Annotated in this window: 25 protein-coding genes and 2 pseudogenes; 15 read left to right on the forward strand and 12 right to left on the reverse strand. The window is 75.2% G+C overall.

The features are described 5' to 3' along the window. Positions 1 to 1,045: DNA glycosylase AlkZ-like family protein (locus ACFV4N_RS00905; protein ID WP_499670414.1), on the reverse strand; the 1,045-nt coding region annotated here is incomplete at its 3' end. A 121-nt stretch (positions 1,046 to 1,166) separates the two neighbouring features. Further along, a complete protein-coding gene (locus tag ACFV4N_RS00910; RefSeq protein WP_499670415.1) occupies positions 1,167 to 2,657 on the reverse strand; it encodes a CocE/NonD family hydrolase in 1,491 nt (496 codons plus the stop codon). Positions 2,658 to 2,784: 127 nt separating this feature from the next. Here ACFV4N_RS00910 and folP point away from each other — a divergent pair, with 127 nt between their 5' ends. Then, on the forward strand, positions 2,785 to 3,648 hold the full coding sequence (gene folP, locus ACFV4N_RS00915; protein WP_499670416.1) for a dihydropteroate synthase: 864 nt from the start codon (positions 2,785 to 2,787) through the stop codon (positions 3,646 to 3,648). Continuing rightward, on the forward strand, positions 3,648 to 4,547 hold the full coding sequence (locus tag ACFV4N_RS00920) for a glucosyl-3-phosphoglycerate synthase (RefSeq protein ID WP_499670417.1): 900 nt from the start codon (positions 3,648 to 3,650) through the stop codon (positions 4,545 to 4,547). The genes folP and ACFV4N_RS00920 overlap by 1 nt, the downstream gene beginning before the upstream one ends. Positions 4,548 to 4,750: 203 nt before the next feature. Here ACFV4N_RS00920 and ACFV4N_RS00925 read toward each other — a convergent pair. The 4 genes and pseudogenes from ACFV4N_RS00925 to ACFV4N_RS00940 all read right to left on the reverse strand — a co-directional run. Next, positions 4,751 to 5,848: pseudogene (locus tag ACFV4N_RS00925) on the reverse strand (ATP-binding cassette domain-containing protein); the annotation flags it as partial. Between the two features lie 83 nt (positions 5,849 to 5,931). Beyond that, positions 5,932 to 7,458, reverse strand: a complete 1,527-nt coding sequence (gene cydD / locus ACFV4N_RS00930; protein WP_499670418.1) for a thiol reductant ABC exporter subunit CydD — start codon at positions 7,456 to 7,458, stop codon at positions 5,932 to 5,934. Then, entirely contained in the window at positions 7,445 to 8,290 is an 846-nt protein-coding gene (locus ACFV4N_RS00935; protein WP_499670419.1) for a cytochrome d ubiquinol oxidase subunit II, read from the reverse strand. Before ACFV4N_RS00935 ends, cydD begins: the two co-directional genes overlap by 14 nt. 10 nt (positions 8,291 to 8,300) lie before the next feature. Then, positions 8,301 to 9,467 carry a cytochrome ubiquinol oxidase subunit I gene (locus tag ACFV4N_RS00940; protein WP_499670420.1) on the reverse strand — a complete coding sequence of 389 codons (1,167 nt, stop codon included), beginning with the start codon at positions 9,465 to 9,467 and terminating at the stop codon, positions 8,301 to 8,303. 88 nt (positions 9,468 to 9,555) lie between these two features. Between ACFV4N_RS00940 and ACFV4N_RS00945 the strand changes: the two genes are divergently transcribed. From ACFV4N_RS00945 to ACFV4N_RS00965, 5 genes and pseudogenes are all read left to right on the forward strand, one after another. Next, a complete protein-coding gene (locus ACFV4N_RS00945; protein WP_499670421.1) occupies positions 9,556 to 9,894 on the forward strand; it encodes a PadR family transcriptional regulator in 339 nt (112 codons plus the stop codon). Beyond that, on the forward strand, positions 9,876 to 10,553 hold the full coding sequence (locus tag ACFV4N_RS00950) for a permease prefix domain 1-containing protein (protein WP_499670422.1): 678 nt from the start codon (positions 9,876 to 9,878) through the stop codon (positions 10,551 to 10,553). Before ACFV4N_RS00945 ends, ACFV4N_RS00950 begins: the two co-directional genes overlap by 19 nt. A gap of 27 nt (positions 10,554 to 10,580) precedes the next feature. Further along, a pseudogene (locus ACFV4N_RS00955) lies at positions 10,581 to 10,865 on the forward strand (DivIVA domain-containing protein); the annotation flags it as partial. 243 nt (positions 10,866 to 11,108) lie between these two features. Continuing rightward, positions 11,109 to 11,522 carry an SRPBCC family protein gene (locus ACFV4N_RS00960; RefSeq protein WP_499670423.1) on the forward strand — a complete coding sequence of 138 codons (414 nt, stop codon included), beginning with the start codon at positions 11,109 to 11,111 and terminating at the stop codon, positions 11,520 to 11,522. After that, on the forward strand, positions 11,515 to 12,111 hold the full coding sequence (locus ACFV4N_RS00965; RefSeq protein WP_499670424.1) for a DNA-3-methyladenine glycosylase I: 597 nt from the start codon (positions 11,515 to 11,517) through the stop codon (positions 12,109 to 12,111). Before ACFV4N_RS00960 ends, ACFV4N_RS00965 begins: the two co-directional genes overlap by 8 nt. Here the strand turns inward: ACFV4N_RS00965 and ACFV4N_RS00970 are convergent. Both ACFV4N_RS00970 and ACFV4N_RS00975 read right to left on the reverse strand, forming a co-directional pair. Further along, positions 12,098 to 12,877: an enoyl-CoA hydratase-related protein gene (locus ACFV4N_RS00970; RefSeq protein WP_499670425.1), complete on the reverse strand. Its 780-nt coding sequence runs from the start codon at positions 12,875 to 12,877 to the stop codon at positions 12,098 to 12,100. The genes ACFV4N_RS00965 and ACFV4N_RS00970 overlap by 14 nt on opposite strands. 25 nt (positions 12,878 to 12,902) lie before the next feature. Next, positions 12,903 to 13,679: a PaaX family transcriptional regulator gene (locus ACFV4N_RS00975; RefSeq protein WP_499670426.1), complete on the reverse strand. Its 777-nt coding sequence runs from the start codon at positions 13,677 to 13,679 to the stop codon at positions 12,903 to 12,905. A gap of 263 nt (positions 13,680 to 13,942) precedes the next feature. On the opposite strand from ACFV4N_RS00975, the gene ACFV4N_RS00980 reads away from it, so the two are divergent. Next, positions 13,943 to 14,110: a DUF3117 domain-containing protein gene (locus tag ACFV4N_RS00980; RefSeq protein ID WP_012783412.1), complete on the forward strand. Its 168-nt coding sequence runs from the start codon at positions 13,943 to 13,945 to the stop codon at positions 14,108 to 14,110. Positions 14,111 to 14,221: 111 nt separating this feature from the next. After that, positions 14,222 to 15,658 (forward strand): leucyl aminopeptidase family protein, encoded by a 1,437-nt coding sequence (locus ACFV4N_RS00985; RefSeq protein ID WP_499670427.1) that lies wholly within the window; start codon positions 14,222 to 14,224, stop codon positions 15,656 to 15,658. A 457-nt stretch (positions 15,659 to 16,115) separates the two neighbouring features. Here ACFV4N_RS00985 and ACFV4N_RS00990 read toward each other — a convergent pair whose 3' ends face one another. Then, on the reverse strand, positions 16,116 to 17,483 hold the full coding sequence (locus tag ACFV4N_RS00990; protein ID WP_499670428.1) for a hypothetical protein: 1,368 nt from the start codon (positions 17,481 to 17,483) through the stop codon (positions 16,116 to 16,118). A 123-nt stretch (positions 17,484 to 17,606) separates the two neighbouring features. Beyond that, positions 17,607 to 18,770, reverse strand: coding sequence for a glycogen synthase (gene glgA, locus ACFV4N_RS00995; RefSeq protein WP_499670429.1), 1,164 nt, complete (start codon positions 18,768 to 18,770; stop codon positions 17,607 to 17,609). Positions 18,771 to 18,872: 102 nt separating this feature from the next. On the opposite strand from glgA, the gene glgC reads away from it, so the two are divergent. Continuing rightward, positions 18,873 to 20,087: a glucose-1-phosphate adenylyltransferase gene (glgC, locus tag ACFV4N_RS01000; protein WP_499670430.1), complete on the forward strand. Its 1,215-nt coding sequence runs from the start codon at positions 18,873 to 18,875 to the stop codon at positions 20,085 to 20,087. Positions 20,088 to 20,383: 296 nt separating this feature from the next. On the opposite strand, the gene ACFV4N_RS01005 is transcribed toward glgC, so the two are convergent. Next, positions 20,384 to 20,773: a cupin domain-containing protein gene (locus ACFV4N_RS01005; protein ID WP_499670431.1), complete on the reverse strand. Its 390-nt coding sequence runs from the start codon at positions 20,771 to 20,773 to the stop codon at positions 20,384 to 20,386. A 53-nt stretch (positions 20,774 to 20,826) separates the two neighbouring features. Between ACFV4N_RS01005 and ACFV4N_RS01010 the strand changes: the two genes are divergently transcribed. After that, positions 20,827 to 21,786, forward strand: coding sequence for a helix-turn-helix domain-containing protein (locus ACFV4N_RS01010; RefSeq protein WP_499670432.1), 960 nt, complete (start codon positions 20,827 to 20,829; stop codon positions 21,784 to 21,786). Between the two features lie 186 nt (positions 21,787 to 21,972). Here the strand turns inward: ACFV4N_RS01010 and ACFV4N_RS01015 are convergent, their stop codons facing one another. Further along, a complete protein-coding gene (locus tag ACFV4N_RS01015) occupies positions 21,973 to 22,599 on the reverse strand; it encodes an O-methyltransferase (RefSeq protein WP_499670433.1) in 627 nt (208 codons plus the stop codon). 209 nt (positions 22,600 to 22,808) lie between these two features. On the opposite strand from ACFV4N_RS01015, the gene sigE reads away from it, so the two are divergent. The 4 genes from sigE (at position 22,809) to ACFV4N_RS01035 (ending at position 26,008) form a co-directional block, all read left to right on the forward strand. Next, on the forward strand, positions 22,809 to 23,384 hold the full coding sequence (sigE, locus tag ACFV4N_RS01020) for an RNA polymerase sigma factor SigE (RefSeq protein WP_499670434.1): 576 nt from the start codon (positions 22,809 to 22,811) through the stop codon (positions 23,382 to 23,384). Further along, the gene (locus ACFV4N_RS01025; protein WP_499670435.1) at positions 23,381 to 23,977 is read left to right on the forward strand and encodes an anti-sigma factor family protein; all 597 of its coding nucleotides are present in this window, start codon (positions 23,381 to 23,383) and stop codon (positions 23,975 to 23,977) included. The genes sigE and ACFV4N_RS01025 overlap by 4 nt, the downstream gene beginning before the upstream one ends. A 69-nt stretch (positions 23,978 to 24,046) precedes the next feature. Continuing rightward, positions 24,047 to 25,579, forward strand: a complete 1,533-nt coding sequence (locus tag ACFV4N_RS01030) for a S1C family serine protease (protein WP_499670436.1) — start codon at positions 24,047 to 24,049, stop codon at positions 25,577 to 25,579. A gap of 48 nt (positions 25,580 to 25,627) precedes the next feature. Continuing rightward, positions 25,628 to 26,008 (forward strand): sec-independent translocase, encoded by a 381-nt coding sequence (locus ACFV4N_RS01035; protein WP_499670437.1) that lies wholly within the window; start codon positions 25,628 to 25,630, stop codon positions 26,006 to 26,008. The last annotated feature ends 30 nt before the right edge of the window (positions 26,009 to 26,038 follow it).

Raw genomic sequence — 26,038 nt, forward strand, 5'->3', positions numbered from 1 at the left:
AGGTGATCCTGGCCTCCGCCAGGCCCTTGGCTCGGGCCAGGCGGTCGGCCTCCTCGGCGAACATGTCGACGTCCAGGGAGACGAACGGCGACGCCTTCACGTCCAGCCGCGACCCGTTCGCCCTGGCCTGCCAGGTGCCGAGGACCTCGCCGTCCACGAGCAGCGCCCCCCGCCGGCCCAGGACGCGCCACACCTGCTTCTGGTGCTCCTTGTCGGGCACGAGCAGGTCGCGGTCGCGGGCGTTGAGGTAGGGGTCCAGCGGCGGCAGCAGCCGCACCACCTCGGGCTCGGGCGGGTTCTCGAACGCCTCGACCCGGTCGGCGGGCAGCCACGCCTTCTTCGACACGGCCACCAGGTCGTCCGGCCAGGCGTCCTTGACGTCGCGGACGGGCGCGCCGAAGTAGTGGGCGACCTCCGCGTACCCGGCGGGGCCGTGCAGCCGCAGGTAGTCGGCGACCAGGTCGCCGAAGCCCTCGGCGCGCGCCGGCACGTCGCGGCGGTCCTCCAGCGGCACGAACACCACGCCGCGCTCGTCCGGGTCGAACCGGAGGCCGGCGGGCAGCACGGCGAGCCGGAACACCGGGTCGTGCACGTGCGTGGCGTCGCAGCCCCGGCACCAGCCGGTGACCTCGGGCGGCACGAGCGGCGTGAGCCGGGCCGACGCCTCGCCCTTGGGCATCGGCCCGGTCACCACGTCCCGCAGCGCGGAGGCGACCTCGCGCAGGACCCGCAGGCCCTCGGTGACCGGTGGCCGGTTCATCCGGGTCACGGCGTCGGCGTCGGACAGCGGCCACAGCCGGGCGGCCAGCGCCGGGACGTCCTCCGCGCGGTGCCAGTGGGGCGCGCCCCGCACGCTCCAGGTGAGCGTGAAGGCGCCGCCGAGCGGCGGCACGGTGTCCAGCCGGGCCGCCAGGGCGGGCACGGCCGAGCGCTCCGAGTCCTGCAACCCCAGGTCGAGCACGCGCAGCCGGGCGGGGTCGGTGGTGGACCGGTCGAACTGGTGGGCGGCGACGCGGTAGGCGATCACCTGCTCGCGGTCAGCCACCCCGGACGTCCTCCCGCTCGACGCCCGGGGTGGTCGGCCGGTGCGCCGGCGGTGCGTCGCCGGCGGTCGTGAACTTCGCTTCCATGCGGGCGATCCTGGCAGGTGTACCTGCCGGCCGCTGTCAGCCGAGCGGCACCTCCAGCGAGGAGCCCTCGCCGAAGGCCACCGACGAGCCCGCCGCGCCGGCCCCGCCGTACCGGGCGTCCACGGCGTCGACCACCAGCACGAGCCGGTTGCCCGCGCCGACCTGCCACACCACCGGTTCCAGGGCGAGGTCCACGACGCGGGTCCCGGTGCCGGCCAGCGTGACGGGTTTGTGCGTGACCAGCGCGCCCAGGCCCAGCGGGTTCACCTCGTACAGGTAGGCGTAGAGGGTGGTGGCGGGCGCGCTCGGGGTGACGGTGAGGCGGGCGCGGGGCGTGCCGCTGACGGTGACCGGCCGCCACCTCACGGGGGTGTGCCACACGGCCGCCGCGCCGCGGTCGACCAGGGGGACCGACACGCCGACGGGGATCTTGAAGAAGCCCTGGAGGGCGCCGGTCAGCAGGACGGCGCCGCTGTCGGCGAGGGTGGGCCGGACCGCGCCGATGCGGTCGGGGGCCAGCGGCGCCACCTCGGTGCGCGCGGTGGCCGCCGCCCACGTGGGGTAGGAGCGCCAGCCGCCGCCGTTGTTGGGCTTGAGCTGCACGGGCTGCTCGCGGTCGATGCCGTTGGCCGCGCCCTTGAGGTGGTGGTCGAACCAGCGGCCGACCGACTCCCAGATCTCGTTGGGCAGGCCGGCCGCGCCGAACAGCTCGGCGGTGGCGTGGTCGCCGGGGGAGAGCATGAGCCGCTTGGGGCCGGTGAGGGCGGTGAAGAAGTCGGTGACCTGGCTCGGCGGGAACAGGCCGTCGTTCCAGGCGTTGCCGATCAGGACCGCGGCCTTGATGGACGACACCTTGGTGGCGGGGGAGCGGGGCGGCGAGATGGGCAGCACGTCGGCGAACCGGCCCTGCCGGTAGGCGGCCTCGGCCTCGCGCAGCACCGGGCCGGGTCGGCCGGTGAGGTGCCCGGCGGCCAGCAGCAGCTCCACGCCCTGCGCGCTGACGGTCTCGTTGGGGTAGAGGGAGCGGGCCAGGTCGGTCCACGTGCTCAGCGCGGCGACCGCCTTGACGCGGGGGTCGGCCGCGGCGGCGAGCAGCGCCTGGCCCGCGCCGTAGGAGATGCCGCCGACGCCGACGCGCGCGGGGTCGCCGGCCGCCTCGGCGACGCCCCAGTCGATGACCCGGCTGACGTCGGCGACGGTGTCCGCGCCGGCCACGTCGATCTCGCCGCCGGAGTCGTGGAAGCCGCGGCTGGTGTAGCTGATCACCACGTAGCCGGACTCGTGGGCGAGCTTCGCGGCGGCGCCCACGTACTCGAGGTTGGGCAGGCCCCAGCTGGACGGCAGCACGACCATCGGGAACGGCCCGCCGCCGCGCCCGGTGGGCTCGACCACGACCGCCTTGAGCGGGGTGCCGCCCGCGCCGGGGATCGTCTCGTAGGAGGCCCGGAAGCCGGGCGCGGCCTGCGCGGGCGGCGCCAGGAGCAGCGCGAGCAGGGCGGCGAGGAGCAGGGGGAGTGATCGGCGCACGAGGTCCTCCTTGACCGTGACCGGGATCACGCAGGGTGTTACCGGTGAGTAAACCCCAGGGGTACCGGCGAGTAGCACGGGGGTGTGGCGCGGATCACCCGCGAGCGGGGCGTGGCACGATGCGGTCATGCTGCGGTTCGGTGCCCGGGAGGTCGCGCACGACCGCGCGCTGGTGATGGCGATCGTCAACCGGACGCGCGACTCGTTCTACGACCGGGGCGCGACGTTCACCGACACCGCCGCCATGGCCGCGGTGGACCGGGCGGTCGCCGAGGGCGCGGACGTCGTCGACATCGGCGGGGTCCGGGCCGGGTCCAAGGGCGAGGTGGTGGACGCGGCCGAGGAGGCGCGGCGGGTGGTGCCGTTCGTCGCGGCGGTCCGCGAGCGGCACCCGGACCTGGTGATCAGCGTCGACACGTGGCGGCACGAGGTGGGCCGCGCGGTGTGCGAGGCGGGCGCGGACCTGCTCAACGACACGTGGGCGGGCGCGGACCCGCGGCTGGCGGAGGTGGCGGCCGAGTTCGGCGTCGGCATCGTCTGCTCGCACACCGGCGGCCTGGCGCCGCGCACCGACCCGCACCGGGTGCGCTACCGGGACGTGGTGGCGGCCGTGGCGGGCGAGCTGGTGGAGCGCGCCGAGCGGGTGGTGGCGCTGGGCGTGCCGAGGGAGGGCGTGCTGATCGACCCGACGCACGACTTCGGCAAGAACACCTGGCACGGGCTGGAGCTGCTGCGGCGGCTGGACGAGCTGGTGGCCACGGGCTGGCCGGTGCTGATGGCGCTGTCCAACAAGGACTTCGTGGGCGAGACGCTGGGCGCGGAGGTGGGCGACCGGGTGGACGGCACGCTCGCGGCGACGTCGGTGGCGGCGTGGACGGGCGCGAAGGTGTTCCGGGCGCACCAGGTGCGGCAGACGCGGCGGGTGCTGGAGATGGTGGCGAGCATCGCGGGCACGCGCCCGCCCGTGCGGGTGCTGAGGGCGCTGGCCTGATGCTCGACTGGTTCGCGGCCAACACCTGGCAGCGCCCGCCGTGGTCGGTGCCGGAGCTGGTGGCCCTCAAGGGCGGTCGCGCGGTGAGCGTGGTGCTGCCCGCGCTGGACGAGGAGGCGACCGTCGGCGGCGTGGTGGCCGCGGTGCGCCCGCTGGTGGGTTCGCTGGTGGACGAGCTGGTCGTGGTGGACTCCGGGTCGACCGACGGCACGGTCGCGCGGGCCGCCGCGGCCGGCGCGCGGGTGGTGCGCCGCTCGGACGTGCTGCCGGACCTGCCGCCGCGGCCGGGCAAGGGCGAGGTGCTGTGGCGCTCGCTCGCGGCCACCTCGGGCGACCTGGTGGTGTTCCTGGACTCGGACCTGGTGGACCCGGACCCGGGGTTCGTGCCCGCGCTGCTGGGCCCGCTGCTGACCCGGGACGTGCACCTGGTCAAGGGCTTCTACCGGCGCCCGCTGGGCGGGTCGGACGCCGGCGGCGGGCGGGTGACCGAGCTGGCCGCCCGCCCGCTGCTCAACGCGCTGCGCCCGGAGCTGGCCGGGGTGGTGCAGCCGCTGGGCGGCGAGTACGCGGGCACGCGCGCGTTCCTGGAGTCGGTGCCGTTCGCGCCCGGCTACGGCGTGGAGATCGGGCTGCTGCTCGACGCCCACGCCCGCTACGGCCTGGCCGGGATCGCGCAGGTCAACCTGGGGGTGCGGGAGCACCGGAACCGGGACCTGCGGCAGCTCGGCGCGATGGCGGCTCAGGTCGCGGGCACCGCGCTGCGCCGGTGCGGCGTGCCGGTGGCGTCCGGTTCGCTGACGCAGTTCCTGCCGTTCGACGGCGAGTGGCTGCCGTCGTCGGTGGAGGTGCCCGCGGAGGACCGGCCGGCCATGCGCTCGGTGCTCCAGCGGTCCCGGTAGTAGCCGGGGGCGGCGACCAGTTCGGCGTGCGTGCCGCGCTGCGTGACGCGGCCGTCCTCGAAGACCAGGACCTCGTCGAAGTCGACCAGCGGCGCGAGCCGGTGGGTGACCAGCACGACGTGCCCGTCCGGGCCCCGGTCCGCCAGCACGCGGGCGAGCACCGCGTCGCCGTGCCCGGTGGCCAGGCCCTCGACGGGTTCGTCGAGCAGCAGCACCTCGGGTTCGGCGAGCAGGGCGCGGGCCAGCAGCAGCCGCTGCCGCTGGCCGCCGGACAGCGCGTCGCCGTCCGCGCCGACCGGGGTGTCCCACGGCACGTCCAGGTCCACCAGCGCGGCCACCCGGTCCAGGTCCTCCGGGGCGGCGTCGGGGCGGGCCAGCCGCACGTTGGCCTCGGCGGTCGCGTGGAACACGTGCGCGTCGTCGAGCACGCCCAGCGCGCCGGGGTGGGCGGCCAGCGCGCGCAGGTAGGTGCTCTTGCCCGCGCCGCTGGGCCCCACGACGCCCACCCGGCCGCGCGGCAGGTCGGGCGGGACGGGCGCGGGGGCGGCGGGCGTGGCCAGGGCCTCCCGGACGCGACGCGCGGACCCGCGCGCCTCGGCCCAGTGCCGGCCGGCGGCGACCAGGGGCGCGGTGACCTCCAGGACCGCCACCGCGCCGAGCGCCACGTGCGCGGGCGCGCCGCCGCGCAGCAGCGCCAGCCCGACCCCGTACTGGACGGCCACGGCGACCGCCGCCAGGGCCGCCGCCGCGAACCCGCCGCGCCGCTCCCGCGCGGCCAGCCGGTCCACCAGGGCCCCGGTGCGGTCCAGCTCGCGGTCGAGCGCGCCGAACGCGGCCAGCTCGGCCGCGCCGTCCAGCAGCACCACGGTCCGCCCGGTCAGCTCCGCCCGCAGCGGGGCGACCGCCCGCAGGTGCCTGCCGGCCAGCGCGCACGCGGTCGCGGGCAGGACGAGGCCGGTGAGCGCCAGCCCGACCGCGAGGGGCGCGGCGAACCCGGTGGCGACCAGCGCGACGAGCCCGACCGCGCCCGCCACGGCGGCGGGCAGCAGGCAGCGCAGCAGCACGTCCCGCACGGCGTCCACATCGGACACCAGGCGGGTGAGGGCGTCGCCGTCGCGCAGCGGGCCGCGCCGCAGCGAGTCGTAGACGCGGCCCCGCACCTCCACCAGGCCCCGCAGCACGGCGGAGTGCCCGGCCAGCCGTTCGACGTAGCGGGCGCCGCCGCGCGCGAGGGCCAGCGCGCGCACGGCCACGATCGCCACGGTCAGCGCCGACAGCGGCGGCTGCTCCGCGGCCCTCATGACCAGCCACACGGCGGTGGTCGTCAGCCCGATGCCCGCCAGTTCGGCCGCGACGCCCGCGGCCACGGCCCGCAGCAGCCGCCTCACGACAGCACCACCACCCGGTCGACCTCGTCGAGCAGCGCCGGCCGGTGCGCCACGACCAGCGCGGTCCGCCCGGCGGACAGGGTCCTGGCCGCCCGCAGCACCACCTCCTCGGTGCCGCTGTCCAGCCGGGAGGTCGGCTCGTCGAGCAGCAGCGCCCGCGCGTCCGGCCGCGCCAGGGCCCGCGCCAGGGCGACGCGCTGCCGCTCGCCGGAGGACAGCGGGTGCGCGGCGTCCACCAGGTGCCCGAGGCCGACGGCGGTCGCGGCGGCCGCGGGGTCGAGGGGGGAGCCGAGGGCGATGTTGTCGGCGACCGTGCCGGGGAACAGGGTGGGCCGCTGCGGCACCCACGCCAGCTGCGGCAGCCACGTCGCCGGGTCCACCTCCCGCAGGTCGACCCCGCCGACCAGGACGCGGCCGGAGACGGGCGCGACGAAGCCGAGCAGCACGGACAGCACGGTGCTCTTGCCGACGCCGCTGGGGCCGACCAGCGCCACCCGTTCGCCGGGGTCGAGGCGCAGCGACACCTCGGGCAGCGGGTCGCGGCCGGGGTGGCGCACCACGACCCGGTCGAGGACGACCTCGGCGGCGCGCAGGTCCGGTGCGCGGGTGCGGCCGACGGACACGCGGTTCCCGCCGGTCCGGTGCGCGGCCTCCAGCGCCGCCAGGCCCTCGGCGGAGGCGTGGAACCGGGCGCCGGCCGCCCGCAGCGGCAGGTACGCCTCGGGCGCGAGCAGCAGCACCAGCAGCGCGACGTGCGGTGTCACGCCGCCGTGCAGCAGCCGCAGGCCCACGGGCACCGCGACCAGCGCCACGGACAGCGTCGCGACCAGCTCCAGCACCAGCGCGGACAGGAACGCCACGCGCAGGGTGCGCAGGGTGGCCGAGGCGTGGGCGTCCGCCATGGCCCGCACGGTCCGCGCCTGCGCCGCCGCCCGCCCGAACAGCTCCAGCGTGCCCAGGCCGCGCACCACGTCCAGGAAGTGCCCGCCGAGGACGGCCAGCCCGGCCCACTGCTCGCGGGTGCGGTCGCGGGTGTGCAGGCCGACCAGGGCGGCGAACACGGGCACCAGCGGCAGCGTGGCCAGCACCACCAGCGCCGAGGCGAGGTCGGCGAACGCCAGCCGCGCCACCACCGCCACCGGCACGACCGCCGCCGCGGCGAGCTGCGGCAGGTACCCGGCGAAGTAGGGCTCGACCGCGTCCAGCCCCTTCACCACGAGCGTGGCCACGGACCCGGCGGGCTCCCGGCCGCCGCACGCCGAGCGCAGCACCCGCTTGCGCAGGTCGGCCTTCACCGCGGCGGCGAACCGCAGGGGCACCACCTGGGCGGCCCACGCCACGAGCGCCCGCCCGGCCACGGCGGCGGCGAGCCACCACGCCGGTCCGCCGGTCAGCACCGCCGCCAGCGCCTCGGCCTGGGCGAGCACGGCCGCCGCGGTGGCCGCGGCGAGGGCGGCCAGCACCGCGGCGTAGCGGCGGTCGACGTGCGCGCCACCCCGCGCGCCCCGGTCAGCGCGGGGCACGGTGCACCCACCAGGTCGTCCACTGGAACACCAGCACGAGCGGCAGCACGGCCAGCGCCACCCAGCCCAGGGCCCGCAGCGTGGGCAGGTCGGCCATGACCGACGTCGTCACCACGTCCCGCGCCCCGAACACCGCGACCACGGGCAGCGCGCACAGCGCGGCCGTGCAGCCGAACGCCGCCCGCCACCGCCCGCCGCGCACCGCGAGCCACGCGCCGCCCGACAGCGCCACGGCCGCGACGGCGACCAGGCCGTAGGCGGGTTCGGGCACCGCGCCCGCCGTCAGCGTCGCCGCCACGGCGAACACCGCGCCCGCCGGCGCCAGCACCAGGGCGCAGCGCGAGGCCCTGGCCCGCAGGTCGCCGGTCAGCCGCCAGGCCAGGAACACCGCGCCGTGCAGCGCGAACAGCACCGGCAGCCCCACCGCCCACAGCGCGACCGGCCCGCCGAGCACCCGGCCGAGCAGCACGCCCCACCCGACCGCGACCAGCAGCGCCGCGCCGACCAGCACGGGGTCCCACCCGGGCGACCGCAGCTGCACGGCGGCGGTGAACGCGACCAGCGCGACCAGCAGCACCGTGAAGGAGGTGTGCTGCGACGACAGCAGCTCGCCCTCCAGCCGGGGGAACGCGCCGAACAGCACGCCGACCGCGGCGACCAGCCACACCTCGTTGCCGAGCAGGAACGGCGTCATCGCGCGCAGCACGAGCCGCCGTTCCCGCTCGTCGCGCGCGAGGACCCGCAGCAGCACCCCGACGCCGTAGTCGAAGCCGGCCAGCGCGAAGTAGCCGCAGGTCAGCACCGCCAGCAGGACGACCCAGACCGTTTCCACCACGAACCCCCTACAGCGTCGGGACCAGCGGCGACACCGGCTCGGCGTCCGAGGACGCCGGCCCGCGCCGCGCGTACTTCGCGATGAGCGCCCAGTCGGCGACGGCCAGCGCCGCGAACACGGCCGTGAACCCGACGAACGACACGAGGAGCTGGTCGCGGTCGACGTGCGACAGCGCGTCCTCGGTGGTCAGCAGCCCCTGCACCAGCCACGGCTGCCGCCCGACCTCGCGGAACAGCCAGCCCCCGATGGCGGCGACGAACGGCAGCGGGATGCCGGCCACCATCAGGTACAGGGGGAACCGCACCCGCACCACCAGGTCGCGGGCCAGCAGCGGCACGGTCACCCAGCTGACCAGCAGCAGCACCAGCCCGATCTGGACCATGAACCCGAGGCCGGCGCCGTCGACCGCGCCGACGGTGTCGAACTTGTCCGGCTGGTGCTCGGTGACGATCGGGATCTGCGCGAACCCGAGCCCGACGAGCGCGGGCGCGGCCAGCGCGGTGGTGACCACGCCCAGGCGCAGCGAGCGGCGGAAGAAGTCGACCTCGTCGGTGCGGCGCAGGAAGTGGTGGGCGCTGATGCCGGTGACGACCACGCCGCCGACGGTCAGCGCGGCGAAGCACACGTGCCCGAACGCGGTCACGAACGTGGGGTTGGTCAGCAGCGCGGAGAAGTCGGTCATCCGCAGCACGCCGTCGCGCAGCTCGTGCCCGACCGGGTGCTGGAGGAACCCGTTGGCCGCCATGATCCAGAACGCCGAGGCGTACGCGGTCAGCGCGACGAGCCAGATCAACGCCAGGTGGACCCACCGGCCCAGCCGGTCCCACCCGAAGATCCACAGGCCGAGGAAGGTCGACTCCAGGAAGAACGCCACCAGCGTCTCGACCGCCAGCGGCGCGCCGAACACGTCGCCCGCGAACGTGGACAGGCCCGACCAGTTCAGGCCGAACTGGAACTCCATGACGATGCCGGTGGCGATGCCGAGCGCGTAGTTGACCACGTAGAGGCGGCCCCAGAAGCGCGTCATGCGCAAGTGCACGGGGTCCGCGGAGAAGGCGGCCCGGGTCTGCGTCACCGCCACCAGCGTCACCAGCCCGAGCGTGACCAGCACGAACAGGAAGTGGAACGAGGTGGTGACGGCGAACTGGAGCCGGGCCAGTCCGAGAGCATCCATGAGTAGGCACGTTATATGTAGTGCGCCTACTTAACATCGGGGATTCCCCCGATGCGCCCCCTTGTCCGGATCCGTAGACTCACTACGCATGAAGTCCGACGCGCTGCGCGGCCACCTCGACGCGCTGCTGCTCGCCACGCTCGACGGCGAGCGGCTGCACGGCTACGCGATCATCGAGGCGCTCCAGCGGCGCAGCGGCGGCGCGCTCGACCTGCCCACCGGCACCGTCTACCCCGCGCTGCGCCGGCTGGAGTCCGCGGGCCTGGTGACCAGCGAGTGGAGCACCGTCGGCGGCCGGCAGCGCCGCACCTACCGGCTCACCAGGGCCGGACAGCGGGCGCTGGCGGCCGAGCGGACCGCGTGGCGCGAGTTCACCACCGCGATCGAGGGCGTGCTGGGGGGCGGGCCGTGGCCGGCGCGGGCGTGATCGACGACTACGTGTCCGCGCTGGACCGGCGGCTGCGCGGCCCGGACCACGTCAAGGACGACCTGCTCGCCGAGGCCCGCGACAGCCTCGACGACGCCGCCGCGGCCCACCGCGACCGGGGCCTGACCGACGAGGCCGCCCAGCGGCGCGCCGTCGCCGAGTTCGGGCCGGTCGCCGCCGTGGCCCGCGACTACCAGGGCCTGCTCGGCCTCGCCCACGGCGCCCGCACCCTGCGCACGCTGATGCTGGCCCTGCCCCTGGCGCACCTCATCTGGGAGCTGAACCGGGCCTTCTGGATCGGCGCCTGGCAGGACTTCGACGCGCCACCACCCCCCTGGTACCTGCTGGTCGCCCGGTTCAACGACAACGCGTCGTGGGCGGTGGCGGGCGTGGCCGTGCTCGCCCTGCTGGTCGGGCGGCGCCTGGCGCGCACCGAGGTCAGCACCCTGACCCTGGCCAGGCTGGCGGGCGCGGTGGCGGTCGTCGCGGTCGGCGTCGCCCTGAGCGGCAACCTCGCCATCCTCGCCGCCACCGCCCACCTGGACGCGACCCGGCTGGTCCTGTCGCCGCCGGTGGCGCTGGCGACCCTGTTCTCGCTGGCCGTGCTGCTCCGACTGGCCGTGCTGGCGCGCCGTTGCGTGGTGTTCTCGTCGATCTGACCGCCGGGCGTGTGCCACGATCGTCACGTGACCTCAGCGCTCATCTACATCGTCGTCATGGCGCTCGTCGCGGCCGTGGTGTTCCTGCTGGCCGCGCTGGTGTTCGGGCGGGGCGAGGAACTGGCGCCGCTGCCGCCGGGCGCGTCGCCGACCCGCCTGCCCGCCGACGACGTGACCCCCGAGGACGTGCGGGGGCTGCGGTTCCAGCAGGTCCTGCGCGGCTACAAGATGACCGAGGTGGACTGGGCGGTGGAACGCCTGGCCGGCGAGGTCGAGCGGCTGCGGGCCCGGGTCGCCGAGCTGGAGGCCGAGGCGGGGCACGCGCCCGTCGACCGGACCGGGCCGGTGGACCCGGAGTCGCCCAACGGGCGGCACGCGCGGCACGCGGGCGACGCGCCGGAGGCCGGGCACGTGCCGGACGCCGGGCACTCGTCGGAGGCCAAGCACGCGCGGGACGCCGGGCACTCGTCGGAGGCCGGGCACCCGTCGGAGGCCGGGCACGCGCGGGAGGCGGAGCATGACCGGGCGTGAGCCCCGCACGACCGGAGCGGGCACGTGACCCGCTTCGAGCTGCGCGTCCACGTCGACGCGCCCGCCGCCCGCACCTGGGCCGCCCTGACCGACTGGGACCGGCAGGGCGAGTGGATGCTCGGCACCACGGTCCGCGTCACCGCCGGCGACGGCGCGGGCGTGGGCAGCGAGCTGTCCGCGTTCACCGGCGTCGGCCCCCTCGGCTTCACCGACACCATGCGCATCACCGCGTGGGAACCGCCGCGGCGCTGCGCCGTCGACCACACCGGCCGCCTCGTCCGCGGCACCGGCGAGTTCCTCGTCCTGCCGCACGGCCCGCGCAGCGAGCTGGTCTGGGCCGAGGACGTCGCCCTGCCCCTCAACCTGGCGTTCGCGCCGGGCGTCAAGCTGTCCCTGCTCAGGTTCGCCAGGTTCGCCCGGGAGTACCCGCATGACTGACCAGGCCACCCACGCCGGCACCGCCACCGCCGCCGGCGCCCCCGACCTGGTGCGCTGCCCGTGGGGCCACAGCACCCCCGACTACGTCGAGTACCACGACACCGAGTGGGGCGTCGAGCTGCACGGCGAGACCGCCCTGTTCGAGCGCATGACGCTGGAGTCGTTCCAGTCCGGCCTGTCCTGGATCACCATCCTGCGCAAGCGCGAGAACTTCCGCCGCGCCTTCTCCGGGTTCGACCCCGCCGCCGTCGCCGCGTTCGACGACGCCGACGTGGCACGCCTCATGGCCGACGCGGGCATCGTGCGCAACCGGGCGAAGATCCTCGCCGCGATCAACAACGCCCGCGCCGTCGGCCGCCTCGACGTGCCGCTGGACGAGCTGCTCTGGTCGTTCCGGCCCGAGCGGCACACCCGGCCCGCCACCGCCGCCGACGTGCCCGCCACCACCCCCGAGTCGAAGGCGATGGCCAAGGAGCTGAAACGCCGCGGCTTCGTGTTCCTCGGCCCCACCACCTGCTACGCGTTGATGCAGGCCACGGGCATGGTCGACGACCACATCGCGACCTGCTTCCGCGCTACCGGCCGGTGAACCGCGGCGGCCGCTTCGCCACGAACGCGGCCACCGCCTCCCGGTGGTCCGCGGTCGCCCCGGCCTCCGCCTGCGTGCGCGCCTCCACCTCCAGCGCCAGGGCCAGCTCGCCGGAGAACGCCATCGCCTCCTTGATCTTGGCGTAGGCGGTGGTGGGCCCGTCGGCGAACCGGCGCGCCAGCTCCAGCGCCGCGTGCAGCGCCTCGCCGTCCGGCACCACCCGGTTCACCATGCCGATCCGCAGCGCCTCCTCCGCGCCCACCGGCTCGGCCAGCAGCATCATCTCCATCGCCCGGCCGTGCCCGATCAGCCGCGGCAGCGTCCACGACGCCCCCGAGTCCGCCGTCAGGCCCACGTTCGCGAACGCCATCAGGAACCGCGCCCCCGCCGCCGCGATCCGCAGGTCGCTCGCGTAGGCCAGGGACGCGCCCGCGCCCGCCGCCGTGCCGTTCACCGCCGCGATCACCGGCTTCGGCATCCCCACGACCGCCTTCACGATCGGGTTGTAGTGCCGCTCGACCGTGCGCAGCGGCGCCGGGTCACCCGCCTCCAGCAGCGCGACGTGCTCCTTCAGGTCCTGGCCCGCGCAGAACGCCCGCCCCGCCCCGGTGATCACCACCGCCCGCACGGCGTCGTCCGCCGACGTCTCCAGCAGGACCTCCAGCAGCCGCTCCTTCATCGCCGTGGTGAACGAGTTGAACGATTCCGGGCGGTTGAGGGTGAGGGTGCGAACGCCGTCGGCGTCGTCGACGAGGAGTTCGGACACGGCAGGACCTCCGGTTGTGCTCGAATTACGTACCCAGGCAGTCGTCGACGAACTTGGCCACCGCGGGCGCCAGCCGCGCGGTGTGCCGGTCGAAGAACTCGGCGGCGCCCGTCCCCGGCCACCGCGCGGGCAGCAGCTCGCGCGGCAGCCCCGGGTCGCGGAACAGGAACTTGCGCCACGCGTGCAGCAGCCGCTGCGACGCCGCGAACGCCCCCGCGGGCGACGTACCGTCCACAGCGGACATCACCGGCTCCCACCCGGAGGTGAACCGGGCGTAGTCGCGGCCCAGGCCGGCCAGGTCCCAGGCGCGGGCCGCCAGCTCCGCCGCGTCGCCCTCGTGCTCCCCGAGGAACGTGCTGCCGCGCACCCCCTCGGCCGCCAGCACGTCCGCCAGCTCCGCCGACGGGCGAGGCGAGATCCACGTCACGGGGCCCAGCGCGCCGTAGCCCAGCAGCTGGAGCGAGGAGGCCAGCCGCTCCCGCGCCTCCCGCGCGGGCAGCTCCTCCAGCACCACGACGTGCCACCGACCGTCCCACGTGGACGGCCGGGTGCGGTAGATGCGGGCCGCGGCCTCGTCCAGCCGGCGCTCCGCGCGGGGCGTCAACGCGTAGCCGGGGCCGTTCGGCAGCCGCACCGGCGCCAGCCAGCCCTGCCGCACCGTCCGCGACACCGCCGTGCGCACCGCGGGCGCGGCGAACTCCAGCGGCTCCAGCAACCGGACCAGCGCGGCGATCGTCGCGGCGCCACCCCGCTCGCGGAGGTGGCCGCCGTAGACGTCGAAGAGCGCGGAACGGGCTCGCACGAGAGCCGAGTGTGTCAGGGCGGGGCCGCGACACGCCACAGCGCGGTGATTCGTCACGGGAGGGTGACGGTTGCCGGCGCTCCCGGAAGTCCTTGCGCCACGGCGATCCTGGCCGTGAACAGGGCGTTGGACAAGATCGTCCCGGGAGTCCACGGCGGTCGGAAAGATCGGTTCGGTTTCGCAGGTGAGTCCGCATAGGGGAGAATGGGGGGCGGTATCCGGCCCTGGTCGGACGGGGAAGATGTTGACGGAGGGAGCACGCGATGGCGGCCATGAAGCCCCGGACCGGCGACGGTCCCCTCGAGGTCACCAAGGAGGGGCGCGGCATCGTGATGCGCGTTCCGCTCGAGGGTGGTGGGCGCCTCGTCGTCGAGATGTCGGCGGACGAGGCAAACGCCCTGGGCGACGCCCTCAAGGCAGCCGCTGGCTGACCAGCCGGAGCGAGACAGCGTCGAGCGGCCCCGGTTCCACAGTGGAACCGGGGCATCGCTACGTCGTGACCAGCGCCTTTCCCTGACCGCCGCCACAGCCGAGGAGCACCCGTGCGCGCACCCCAGCCCACCCCGCCGGTCGCCGTCGAGGCGGCCACCACCCTCCGCCGGGGTGCGCCCGCGGTGCTCGTCGCGTTCCCCGGCGACCCCGTGCGCCTCGGCCCCGGCGGCGGCGACGCGCCCCCCGGCGTCACCGGCAAGGCGGGCGCCACCACCAGACACGACGGCACCTGGCACGTCGGCGCGGGCGACGGCTCGGCCGCCGACTGGCGCAAGGCGGGCGCGTCCCTGATCAGGGCCCTCGACGGCGACGCCGAGCAGGGCGGCCCCACCACCTTCGACGTCCGGCTGCCCGCCGACCTCGCCCCCGGGGCCGTGGAGGCGTTCGCCCTGGGCGCCGCCCTCGGCGGCTACCGGTACAAGATCACCGGCGCGGAGGAGCCCCGGCGGGTGAAGAACCTGCGCCTGGTCACCACTCAGGCGGACGCCGTCGCCCGCGCCACCACCCTCGCCGCCGCCACGTCACTGGGCCGGGACCTCGCCAACACCCCGTCCAACACCAAGGACCCGGCCTGGCTCGCGGCGGCGGCCGTGCGGGCGGCCCGCGACGTCCCGGGCCTGGAGGTCGAGGTCCGCGACGAGCGCTGGCTGGCCGACCAGGGCTTCGGCGGCGTCCTGGCCGTCGGCGGCGGCTCCGCCAGGCCGCCCCGGCTCATCCACCTCACCTGGTCCGGGGGCCCCGGCCCGCACCTCGTCCTGGTCGGCAAGGGCATCACCTTCGACACCGGCGGCATCTCGATCAAGCCCGCCGAGGGCATGCACCTGATGCGCACGGACATGTCCGGGGGCGCCGCCGTCATCGCCGCCCTGGTCGGCATCGCCCGCCGCCGCCTGCCCCTCCGCGTCACCGGCCTCGTGCCGGCGGCCGAGAACCACGTGTCGGGCTCCGCCTACCGGCCCGGCGACGTGATCAGGCACTACGGCGGCACGACCACCGAGGTGACGAACACCGACGCCGAGGGCAGGCTCGTGCTGGCGGACGCCCTGGCCTACGCCGTGCGCACGCTCGCGCCGGACCACCTGGTGGACGTCGCCACCCTGACCGGGGCGATGAAGGTCACGCTCGGGCTGCGCACCGGTGGCCTGTTCGCCACGGACGACGACCTGGCCGCGAGGGTCGCCGGGGCGGGGGAGGCCGTGGGCGAGCGGTGGTGGCGGATGCCGCTGCTGGAGGACGCGGCGGAGGACGTGCGGAGCGACATCGCGGACGTGCGCCAGTGCCCGCCGGGGCCGGGCGGCATCACCGCGGCGCTGTTCCTGAGGGAGTTCACCGGCGACGTGCCGTGGGCCCACCTGGACATCGCGGGGCCGGCGCGGTCGGACAAGACGTACGACGACGTCGTGCCGGGTGCGACGGGCTTCGCGGCGCGGACGCTGATCGGGCTGGCGGAGAGCTGGGGCGGGACGGGCGCCGACACGATGGGGTGATCATCGGCGGGGAGATGTACGAAAACGGGGGGTCCGGCACTCGGTTAGAGCATGAGGAACCGCGACCCGGCCGACCCCCTCCGCCCCCGCCAACTCCCGCCGACCCCCTCCCAACTCCCACCACACCCGCCGCCCCTCCGACCCCCGCCGCACCCCACCCCTCTCCGGCCGCCGCTCCCGTCCGAGCCGTGTCCCCTGGCCCACCCCCCAGCCCGAGCGCCCCCCGCGCCCACCAGGGCCGCCCTCCACCTCGGCCACCCCCGCTCGGGTCACAGCCGCGCCGAACGCGCTTGGGTCACAGCCGCGCCGAACGTGGCCGCTGCCGTCCCCACCGCGCCGAACGTGGCCGCTGCCGTCCCCGCCGCCCCGCCGCCGTGCCGTCCGCCCCCCATAGCGCCCGCCTGCCCTTCGCAGAGCCCGGCCCGCAGCGCCCCGCCACCCAACCCCCGGCCGGGCCTCAGAAGTCGAGCGCCACCACCCCGGGCTCCCCGCCGCTCACCGGCACCGTCCCCAGCTGCGGCACCGTCACCGTCCCCGCCGTCACCGAGAACCGCACCGACCGCACGTCCTCCGGCACCTCGAACACCACCGCGACCGGCATCGTGTCCCCGCCGTAGCGGGCGCCCGCGAACCGCGCCCGGCTCCCGTCCGGCAGCTCCACCGCCGTCAGCTTCGCGGTCTCCGAGGCCCCGACCACCGTCGGCAGCCCGTGCTGCTGCAACCGCAGCTCCAGCAGGGCCATCCCGGGCCCCGCCGTGGCCAGCTCGTACTGGTCGCTGAACGCCACCGGCCGCTGCCGCCCCAGCCGCGCCCGCAGCACCTCGACCGACCCGGTCGCGGTCCCGACCGACACGGGCGTCGAAACGGACATCGCCTCCGGCCCCGGCCCGCGCCGCAGCACGCCCGGCACGGCCCCCACCACCTGCCCGGACGGCACCTCGACCCGCTGCTCCAACGACTTCGCGCCCACGGTGTTCAGCACCAGCGCCTCGGCCCCGCCACCACCGCCGACACCGCCGCCGCCGACACCACCACCACCGGCGGCCACCGTGTAAACCACCAGCACGGACCCCTGGTCCGGCAACCGGTCGGCGGGCAGCCGGTGCCGCCGCCCCGGCACGTCCAGCGACAGCTCCGGCGGCTGCGGCAGCCAGCCGCGCCACGGGGTCTGCCGGAACGCCGAGTCGACCTCGCCGTGCCGCGTCACGGCCAACCGCAGCACCCGCAGCTCGACGCCGTGCTCGGCCCGCAGCTCACCGGCGTCCGTCGACCACACCGAAGGCCTCGCGTACCCGGTGACCCGCACCTCGAGCTGGTCGTCCCGGACGAACGCGGACGCCTCGTCCACCTGCTGCCCCTCGTCCGGCAGCACGGCCAGGAAGTCCGGCCCGGCCTCGCCGACACCCTGGTCGGCGACCGCCTCCCGCCCGTCGGTGCGCACCAGCTTCCCCACCGGCACGCTGCGGGACCCGGCCGGCGGCACCTGCGGCGGCTGCACCTCCAGCCGCACGCCGGACCCGGTCCGCTCGACCTCCTTCAGCGGCACCGGCACCCAGTCGGTGGCGGCCGCGGTGCCGGGCACCTGCACCGGCCCGCACCACAGCCTGCTGTCCACGTCGAACAGCCGCCCCGTCCGGGCGAACCAGCAGCTCGCGGCCGCCCCGCCGGTGCGCGCCACGTACCCGAACGACAGCGTGTAGCTCAGTTCGGCCTCGGCCCGCGCCTGCAACGCCGGCGCGTCCAGGACCGGTTGCCCGTCCAGGGTCAACCGCACCTGTTCGGCGCTGAACGCGGGCATAGCGCACCCGGCCGTCAGCAACGCCAACAGGAGGACACCCCACCGCATCCACAACCCCCAGTAGTCGGCCCCCTACTGGTAAAGGCGGTCGCCCCCCTCCCGGGTTGCACCCGGAGGAGTGTGGCGAGTGTCACAGTGAAGTTTAAGTGGTCATTCGGAGGCGTTCAGGGCCGCCCGGTACACCTCCACCGTCTGCTCCGCGACCGACGCCCACGAGAAGTCCCGCACCGCCCGCTCCCGCCCGGCCTCGCCGAACGCCGCCGCCCGCGCCGGGTCGCCCAGCACCTCGTTCACCGCGTCCGCCAACCCCGCCCGGTACGCCTCGACGTCCCCCTCGTCGTAGTGCACGAGCAACCCGGTCGCACCGTGCTCCACGACCTCCGGGATGCCGCCCACGTCGGACGCCACCACCGCCGTCCCGCACGCCATCGCCTCCAGGTTCACGATCCCCAGCGGCTCGTACACCGAGGGGCACACGAACACCGTCGAGTGGCTGAGGACCTGCCGCACCTCTTCCGCCGGGAGCATCTCCCGGATCCAGAACACCCCCGGCCGCGACGCCGCCAGCTCCGCCACCGCCCGCCGCGTCTCCTCGGCGATCTCCGGCGTGTCCGGCGCGCCCGCGCACAGCACCACCTGCGCGTCGGGCGAGAACCGGTGCGCGGCGGCGACCAGGTGCCCCAGGCCCTTCTGCCTGGTGATCCGCCCCACGAACGTCACGATCGGCCGCCCCGGGTCGATGCCGTGCCGCTCCAGCGCGTCCGTCTCCGCCACCGGGTGGTAGGCCACCGTGTCGATGCCGTTGCGCACGACGTGCACGCGCGCCGGGTCCAGCGCCGGGTAGCAGTCCAGCACGTCGGCCCGCATGCCCGCGCTCACCGCGATCACCGCGTCCGCCGCCTCGTACGCCGTGCGCTCCACCCACGACGACACCCGGTACCCGCCGCCCAGCTGCTCCGCCTTCCACGGCCGGCGCGGCTCCAGCGAGTGCGCCGTCACCACGTGCGGGATGCCGTGCAGCAGTTTCGCCAGGTGACCGGCCATGTTGGCGTACCAGGTGTGGGAGTGCGCGAGCCGCACGCCACCCAGCGCCGCCGCCATCTCCAGGTCCACCGACAACGTGGCCAGCGCGGCGTTCGCCCCCTCCAGGCCGGGCGCCGCGACGTGCGCCCGGGCGTCCGGGCGCGGACCGCCGAAGGCGTGCACGTCGACGTCGATCAGCTCGCGCAACCTCGGCACCAGGAAACCGACGTGCACCCCGGCGCCGCCGTAGACCTCCGGCGGGTACTCACGTGTCAGCAGTCCAATTCGCACGGGCTCACCGTAACCCCGAGGACCCCGGCAGCCGGGTGAACGGCGGCGGCTGCGTTAGTTCGCCGTTGGTGAGGTGGTGCTCACCCGGTTAGGGTCGTTGTCGTGAAAGGGCAACCGCACGTTCTGGGAATTGTCCTCGCCGGTGGCGAAGGCAAACGGTTGTGGCCGTTGACCGCCGACCGGGCAAAGCCGGCGGTGCCCTTCGGCGGGAACTACCGGCTGGTGGACTTCGTCCTGTCCAACCTGGTGAACGCGGGTTTCGTCAAGCTCTGCGTGCTCACCCAGTACAAATCCCATTCCCTGGACCGGCACATCTCCACGACGTGGCGGCTGTCCAATGTGCTCGGGCAGTACGTCACGCCGGTGCCGGCGCAGCAGCGCCTCGGCCCCCGCTGGTACACCGGCAGCGCCGACGCCATCTTCCAGTCGCTGAACCTCGTCAACGACGAGAAGCCGGAGCACGTGGTGGTGTTCGGCGCCGACCACGTCTACCGGATGGACCCCGGCCAGATGGTGGAGCAGCACGTCGAGACCGGCGCGGGCGTCACCGTGGCGGGCATCCGGGTGCCGCGGGCCGAGGCCAAGGCGTTCGGGTGCATCGATTCCGACGAGTTCGGGCTGATCACCAGGTTCCTGGAGAAGCCGTCCGACCCGCCGCACGTGCCCGGCGACCCCGAGGTGACGTTCGCCTCGATGGGCAACTACGTGTTCCGCACGGAGGCGCTGATCGAGGCGCTGCGCGCGGACGCGGCCAACCCCGACTCCGACCACGACATGGGCGGCGACATCATCCCGATGCTCGTCGACCAGGGGCGGGCGCACGTCTACGACTTCGCCGACAACGGCGTGCCCGGCGAGACCGACCGGGACCGCGGGTACTGGCGCGACGTGGGCACCATCGACGCCTACTACGAGGCCCACATGGACCTGGTGTCGGTGCGGCCGGTGTTCAACCTCTACAACCAGGCGTGGCCGATCCGGACGGCGACCCCGCCGCTGCCACCGGCGAAGTTCATCGCGGGCGGCAGCGCGGAGGACTCGATGGTGGGGCCGGGGTCGATCATCTCCGGCACCGTGCACGGGTCGGTCGTGTCGTCGGACGTGGTGATCGAGTCCGGGTCGGTGGTGCAGGGGAGCGTGCTGCTGCCCGGCGTGCGGGTCGGGCGGGGCGCCGTCGTGAGGCGGGCGATCCTGGACAAGAACGTCGTCGTGCCCGACGGCGCGCTGATCGGCGTGGACCCGGCGATGGACCGGCAGCGGTACACGGTGTCGGCCGGCGGGGTGACCGTGCTGGGCAAGGGCATCACGGCCGAGTGACCCGGGGCGGTGGCGGCCCGGCGTCCATCGCCGGGCCCCGCGCCCGTCGCCGCCAGCCTCGTCGCCACCAGCCTCGTCGCCACCAGCCTCGTCGCCACCTGCCTCGTCGCAGCCCGCCCCGATCGGCGGCCGCGCCCGTCGCCACCAGCTCCGATCGCTGCTTGCCCTGGTCGCCGCCCGCTCCGGCTGGGCCTCTCAAGCGGCGCTCCGAACGAGCCCTCAAGCGGGCTCGACCAGGGTTTGAGCAGGCTCGCCCAGGGCCTGAGCGGACTCGACCAGGCCCTAAGCGGACCCGGTCAGGTCTGAGCGGGCTCGACCAGGGCATGACCGGTGGTCGCGTCGACGTGGTCGGGAACCTCCTCGTGGCGATCCCCGACGCTCGACGTCCCGCTGGGCTCGATCACCATGATCCGCGCCCCACCCCCCGACGACGGCTTGTGCCGAGCGCCCTTGGGCACCACGAACACGTCCCCCTGCCCCAACCGGACGGTCCGCTCCTCCAGCGCGATCTCCAGTTCACCCTCCAGGACCAGGAAGAACTCGTCCGTGTGATCGTGCACGTGCCACAGGTGCTCACCGCGAACCTTGGCCACGCGGATGTCGTAGTCGTTCACGGTCGTGACGATGCGCGGGCTCCACAGGGCGTCGAAGCTGGCCAGCGCCTTCCCCAGGTTGATCGGCTCCATGCATCCGATCGTGTGCTCTTTCCGCACGTACGTGTGAGTGCTAGGAATCGCACATGCCGCCAGGATCCTCGCACCACGTGGTGATGATCGTCGACTCCGGCTCGAACCCGTTCGAGATGGGCGTCGCAACCGAGCTGTTCGGCCTGGCGCGCCCGGAGCTGGGTGACCACCCGTGGTACTCGTTCACGCTCTGCGCCCTCGGCCCGGTCCGCATGAACCACGGCTTCTTCACCCTCACGGGTGTCCCCGACCTGGGTGAGGTCGACCGCGCCGACACCGTGATCGTGTCCAACCGCCCGGACAGCTGGGTCCGCCCGCCACAACCCCTGCTCGACGCCGTGACCCGCGCCCACGACCGCGGCGCGCGCCTGGTCAGCTTCTGCACGGGCGCGTTCACCCTGGCGCACGCCGGCCTCCTGGACGGTCGCCGGGCCACCACGCACTGGCAGTGGGCCGACCTGTTCCGCGACCTGTTCCCGCGGGTCACCCTGGTCCCGGACGTCCTCTACGTCCAGGACGGCCCGGTCCACACCGCCGCCGGCAGCGCCGCGGCGCTCGACCTGGGCCTGCACCTGATCCGCCAGGACCACGGCACGGAGGTGGTCAACACCGTCTCCCGGCGCCTGGTGTTCGCCGCCCACCGCGACGGCGGCCAGCGCCAGTTCGTCACCCGCCCGGTGCCCGACGTGCCGGACGAGTCGCTCGGGCCGGTCCTCGCCTGGGCCCGCGCCAACCTGCACGAGCCGCTGACCGTCGCCTCGCTCGCCACCCGGGCCGCGGTCAGCCAGGCCACCCTGCACCGGCGGTTCCAGGCCGAGTTGGGCACCACCCCGCTGGCCTGGCTCACGGGGGAGCGCGTGGACCTGGCGCGCAGCCTCATCGAGCGCGGCGAGTCCCGCCTCGACGTGGTCGCGCGCCGCAGCGGGCTGGGGTCTGCGTCCAACCTGCGCGCCCAGTTCCACCGCCGCACGGGGCTCACGCCCAGCGCCTACCGCCGTCGCTTCGGGCCGTGAGCGGTGGGGGCCCGGTGCCGGCTGTCGGCCGAGGGGTGGTCGGCCGAGGGGTGGTCGGTCGGGCACCCCATTCATTCAACCGATGCACGGTAACGCTGTTTCCGTACATCCTCGGCCGATCTTCACCCGATCGAGTGGGCGAGAGCGCCGTGCGGACCGCGGGCCGCGGACCGGTGAAAGCCCTGCTCACCCCACCCTAGCGGCCACCAGCAACCCGTCGCCCAGGGGCAGGATGACCGGCACCAGCCGGTCGTCGTCGCGGACGGACCTCGCCACCTCGCGCATCGCCACCGTGTCCGCGTCCCGGTGCGCCGGGTCGACCACCCGCCCGTGCCACAGCACGTTGTCGAACGCGATCACCCCGCCCGGCCGCAGCAGCCGCACCCCCTCCTGGAGGTACCGCGGGTACTCCGACTTCGCCGCGTCCACGAACACCAGGTCGTACGCGCCGTCGGCCAGTCGGGGCAGCACCTCCAGCGCCCGCCCGGTGATCAGCCGCGTCCGGGACACCGCGATCCCGGCCTCCGCGAACGCCACGCGCGCCGCCCGCTGGTGCTCCGGCCGCACGTCGATCGAGGTCAGCACGCCCGCCGCCGGCATGCCGCCGAGCAGGTACAGGGCGCCGACGCCCGCGCCGGTGCCGACCTCGACCACGGCCTTGGCCCGCAGCGCCGCCGCCAGGAACCGCAGCGCCGCGCCGCCACCGGCCCCGATCGGCACGCAGCCCAGCTCGGCGCCGCGCGCCCTGGCGGCCGCCAGCACCGGGTCCTCGGGCAGGTAGTGCTCCACGTACTCGCGCGTAGGCGCATCCACGGCACGAAGGCTAACGCCGCCGGCCCCCGTCCGGGACCGGCTCGGCGAAGCCGTGATTCTCAGCCAGCTCTCAGCCGCCTCTCACCATCGTTATAAGCGGACCGGTCAGGCTGGTTCCAGCGCAGGACCAACGGGGAACACGCGAGGAACTCCGAGCGTTGAACCCGTGCAGCAGGGCATCCAGCCCACTGGAGGTGCTCAACCCCCCGATGCCGAAGCAGTCGACCGCCACACCGACCGCGCCCATCGAGGACGCGGAGTGGACCGTGCCCTCGTGGGACCAGGTCGTGCGCGACCACGCCGACCGGGTCTACCGGTTGGCCTACCGCCTCACCGGCAACCAGCACGACGCCGAGGACCTCACCCAGGAGACCTTCATCCGGGTGTTCCGCTCGCTCGCGTCGTACAAACCCGGCACGTTCGAGGGCTGGCTGCACCGCATCACCACGAACCTCTTCCTCGACATGGCCCGCCGCCGCTCGCGCGTGCGCATGGAGGCCCTGCCCGAGGAGCACGACCGCATCCGGGGCGACGACCCGAGCCCGGAGGAGGTCTACGACGAGACCCACCTGGACCCGGAGCTGCAGGCCGCGCTGGACGAGCTGCCGCCCGAGTTCCGCGCCGCCGTGGTGCTGTGCGACGTGGAGGGGCTGTCCTACGAGGAGATCGGCGCCACCCTCGGGATCAAACTGGGTACGGTGAGGAGCAGGATCCACCGGGGCCGCCAGGCCCTGCGGGTGGAGATGGAACGACGACGGGGTCTTGTTCGGGAGGACTCTGCATGACCGACCTGCGAGGTTGGCAACTGCCCGAGCAGCACCTGCTGCCCGACGCGGTGGTCGCCTTCGTCGACGGTGAGCTGACCCCCTCGGCGCACGGCCGGGCGGCCGCCCACCTGGCGCGTTGCACGTTCTGCGCGGCCGAGGCGTACTCGCAGCAGCAGGCGCGTTCCGCGGTGCGGGCCGCGCCGACCCCGTGCGCGCCGGCCGGCCTGCTGGCCAGGCTGGGCGCGATCCCGGAGCAGGTCGAGCTGCCCAGCGCGCCCGACAACCTCGCGGTCACCGAGGACGGCCAGCTCGTCACCGTGCAGCGGCCCGACCGCGTCCCCTTCGGCTCGGGGCCCGTGCTGGGGCAGAGCCGCCCTTTCGGCACCGGCGGCGGTAGCCGCCTCGGCGGCAGGCGGGCCCGGCAGGGCGCCGGTGTCGTCGTCTCCGGGCTGATGCTCGGCGCGCTCGCCCTCGTCGTCCCCGGTGGCGACGACCCCTCGCCCGCGCCCGCGCAGGGCACCACCCCGCCGCCCGCGCCCGCGGTCTCGCCGTCGCCCACCCTCGCCGAGCGCGCGGACGTGCTGCGCCCGGTCGCGGACCTGGGTCGCTGACGGCGACTTCACCGCTCGGGGGGCACGATTGCCCCGCGACAGGTTTTGCGTGACGACGTGCGGGGAGCGATGAGCGAGCCAGAGCAGGGCAACGGGACCCCCAGGTCGGGCGTCGACGACGGGGCGCACCGCAGGCTCGCGCCCCGCCCCCTGGTCCGCCCGGCCGTCGACCCCGGTCAGGCCGCCGTGTTCGGCAGGCCGCGCGGCGTGCCCGGCGCGTTCGCCGCCGACCGGCCCGCGCCCGCCCCCGACGGCAACGGCGCAGTGCGGTTCGCGCCGCCGCCGCCGGAGGCGCTGGCCACGGCGTTCGGCAGGCCCTACGGCGACGCGGGCACGCGGCTCCAGCGCCCGCCGCTGGACCTCCACGGCGAACCCGAGGTGGAGCCGGTCTTCTGGGAGGGCAGGCCCGCGGGCGACGCGTGGCGCGACCCGGGCGCGTCGGCCGTGATCGGGCCGCCGGCGGTGACCGAGCAGGCCGCGCCCGAGGCGAAGCCCGACCCGCGGCCGGGACCCCAGCTGAGCGTGCCCGAGTTGCTGTTCGGGCGGCGCGTGAAGCCGACGGCGCTGGCGCTGCTGCTGGTGGCGGCGCTGCTGGTCGGCGCGGGCGGCGGCGTGGTCGGCTGGCTGCTGGGCCGGGTCGGCAACCCGCTGACCGACGGCGGCGTGACGCTGGCCGAGGTCAAGCCCGCCAAGGAGCGCCCGGTGGGCTCGGTCGCCGACATCGCGAGCCGGGTCACGCCCAGCGTGGTGTCGATCGAGTTCAAGGGCGCGAACGTGGCGGGCGTCGGCTCGGGCGTGGTGATCGACGGCGCGGGCTACGTGCTCACCAACGACCACGTGGTCGCGCCGGCCGTGCAGGACACGTCGGCGAAGCTGACCGTGGTGTTCACCGACGGCAAGCGGGCCGTGGCGCAGGTCGTCGGCCGGGACGCCAAGACCGACCTCGCGGTGATCAAGGTCGAGGTGGAGAACCCGACCGTGCTCCGGTTCGGCGACTCCGACGAGCTGGCCGTGGGCGACACGGTGCTGGCGATCGGCTCGCCGCTGTCGCTGTCCAACACGGTCACCGAGGGCATCGTCAGCGCCCTGCACCGCCCGGTCACCGCCGCGGGCGAGAACGGCGGCCCCCAGGTCACCTACGACGCGATCCAGACCGACGCGGCCATCAACCCCGGCAACTCCGGCGGCGCGCTGGTCGACTCGTCCGGCGCGCTGGTCGGCATCAACTCGTCGATCCGCACCGAGACCGGCGGCTCGGTCGGCCTCGGGTTCGCCATCACCGGCAACTACGCCCGCAAGATCTCGCAGGCGCTGATCCGCGACGGGCAGGTCAAGCACGCGGACCTGAACCTCAACGCGCGGTCGGCGTCCGCGGAGACCGCCGAGGGCGCGCAGGTGCAGAACGTCCTGGAGGGCGGTGCCGCCGCGGCCGCGGGCATCCAGGAGGCGGACGTGATCATCCGCGTCGGCGACCGCATGGTGCGCAACGCCGCCGAGCTGACCGTGGCGGTGCGGGAACGTGAAATCGGGGAGACGGTTCCGGTCGTGCTGGTCAGGCAGGGGCGGGAGCTCACCGTGCAGGTGACGCTGCGCTCCGACTGACGGTTAGGCTGGTCTCCCGGGACCGGGGGCGGAAGGTGGGGCACGCGCGTGTTCGACAGCATCGGATGGGTTGAGATCCTCGTCATCGTCGTCGCGGGCCTGTTCATCCTGGGCCCGGAGCGGCTGCCGTCGGCCGCGGCCTGGGTGGGTCGCACGATCCGCCAGGTGCGCGAGTACGCGACCGGCGCGCGCGACCAGCTCAAGCAGGAGATGGGGCCGGAGTTCGAGCAGCTGCGCAAGCCGCTGGAGGACCTGCGGGAGCTGCGGAACTTCGACCCGAAGCGGGCGATCACCAAGCACCTGTGGGACGACGAGCCGAGCGAGAAGCCGAACGGCTACCCGACGACCGCGCCCCGTCCCCAGCCGCAGCCGGTGGAGCGGCCGCTGGAGCGGGGCGAGCGGCCCCCGTACGACCCGGACGCGACCTGAGCCGACCGAGTTCGGCCCAGTCGCCGCGAA

This window comes from Actinosynnema sp. NPDC059797, from assembly GCF_042732085.1.
Lineage (GTDB): Bacteria > Actinomycetota > Actinomycetes > Mycobacteriales > Pseudonocardiaceae > Actinosynnema.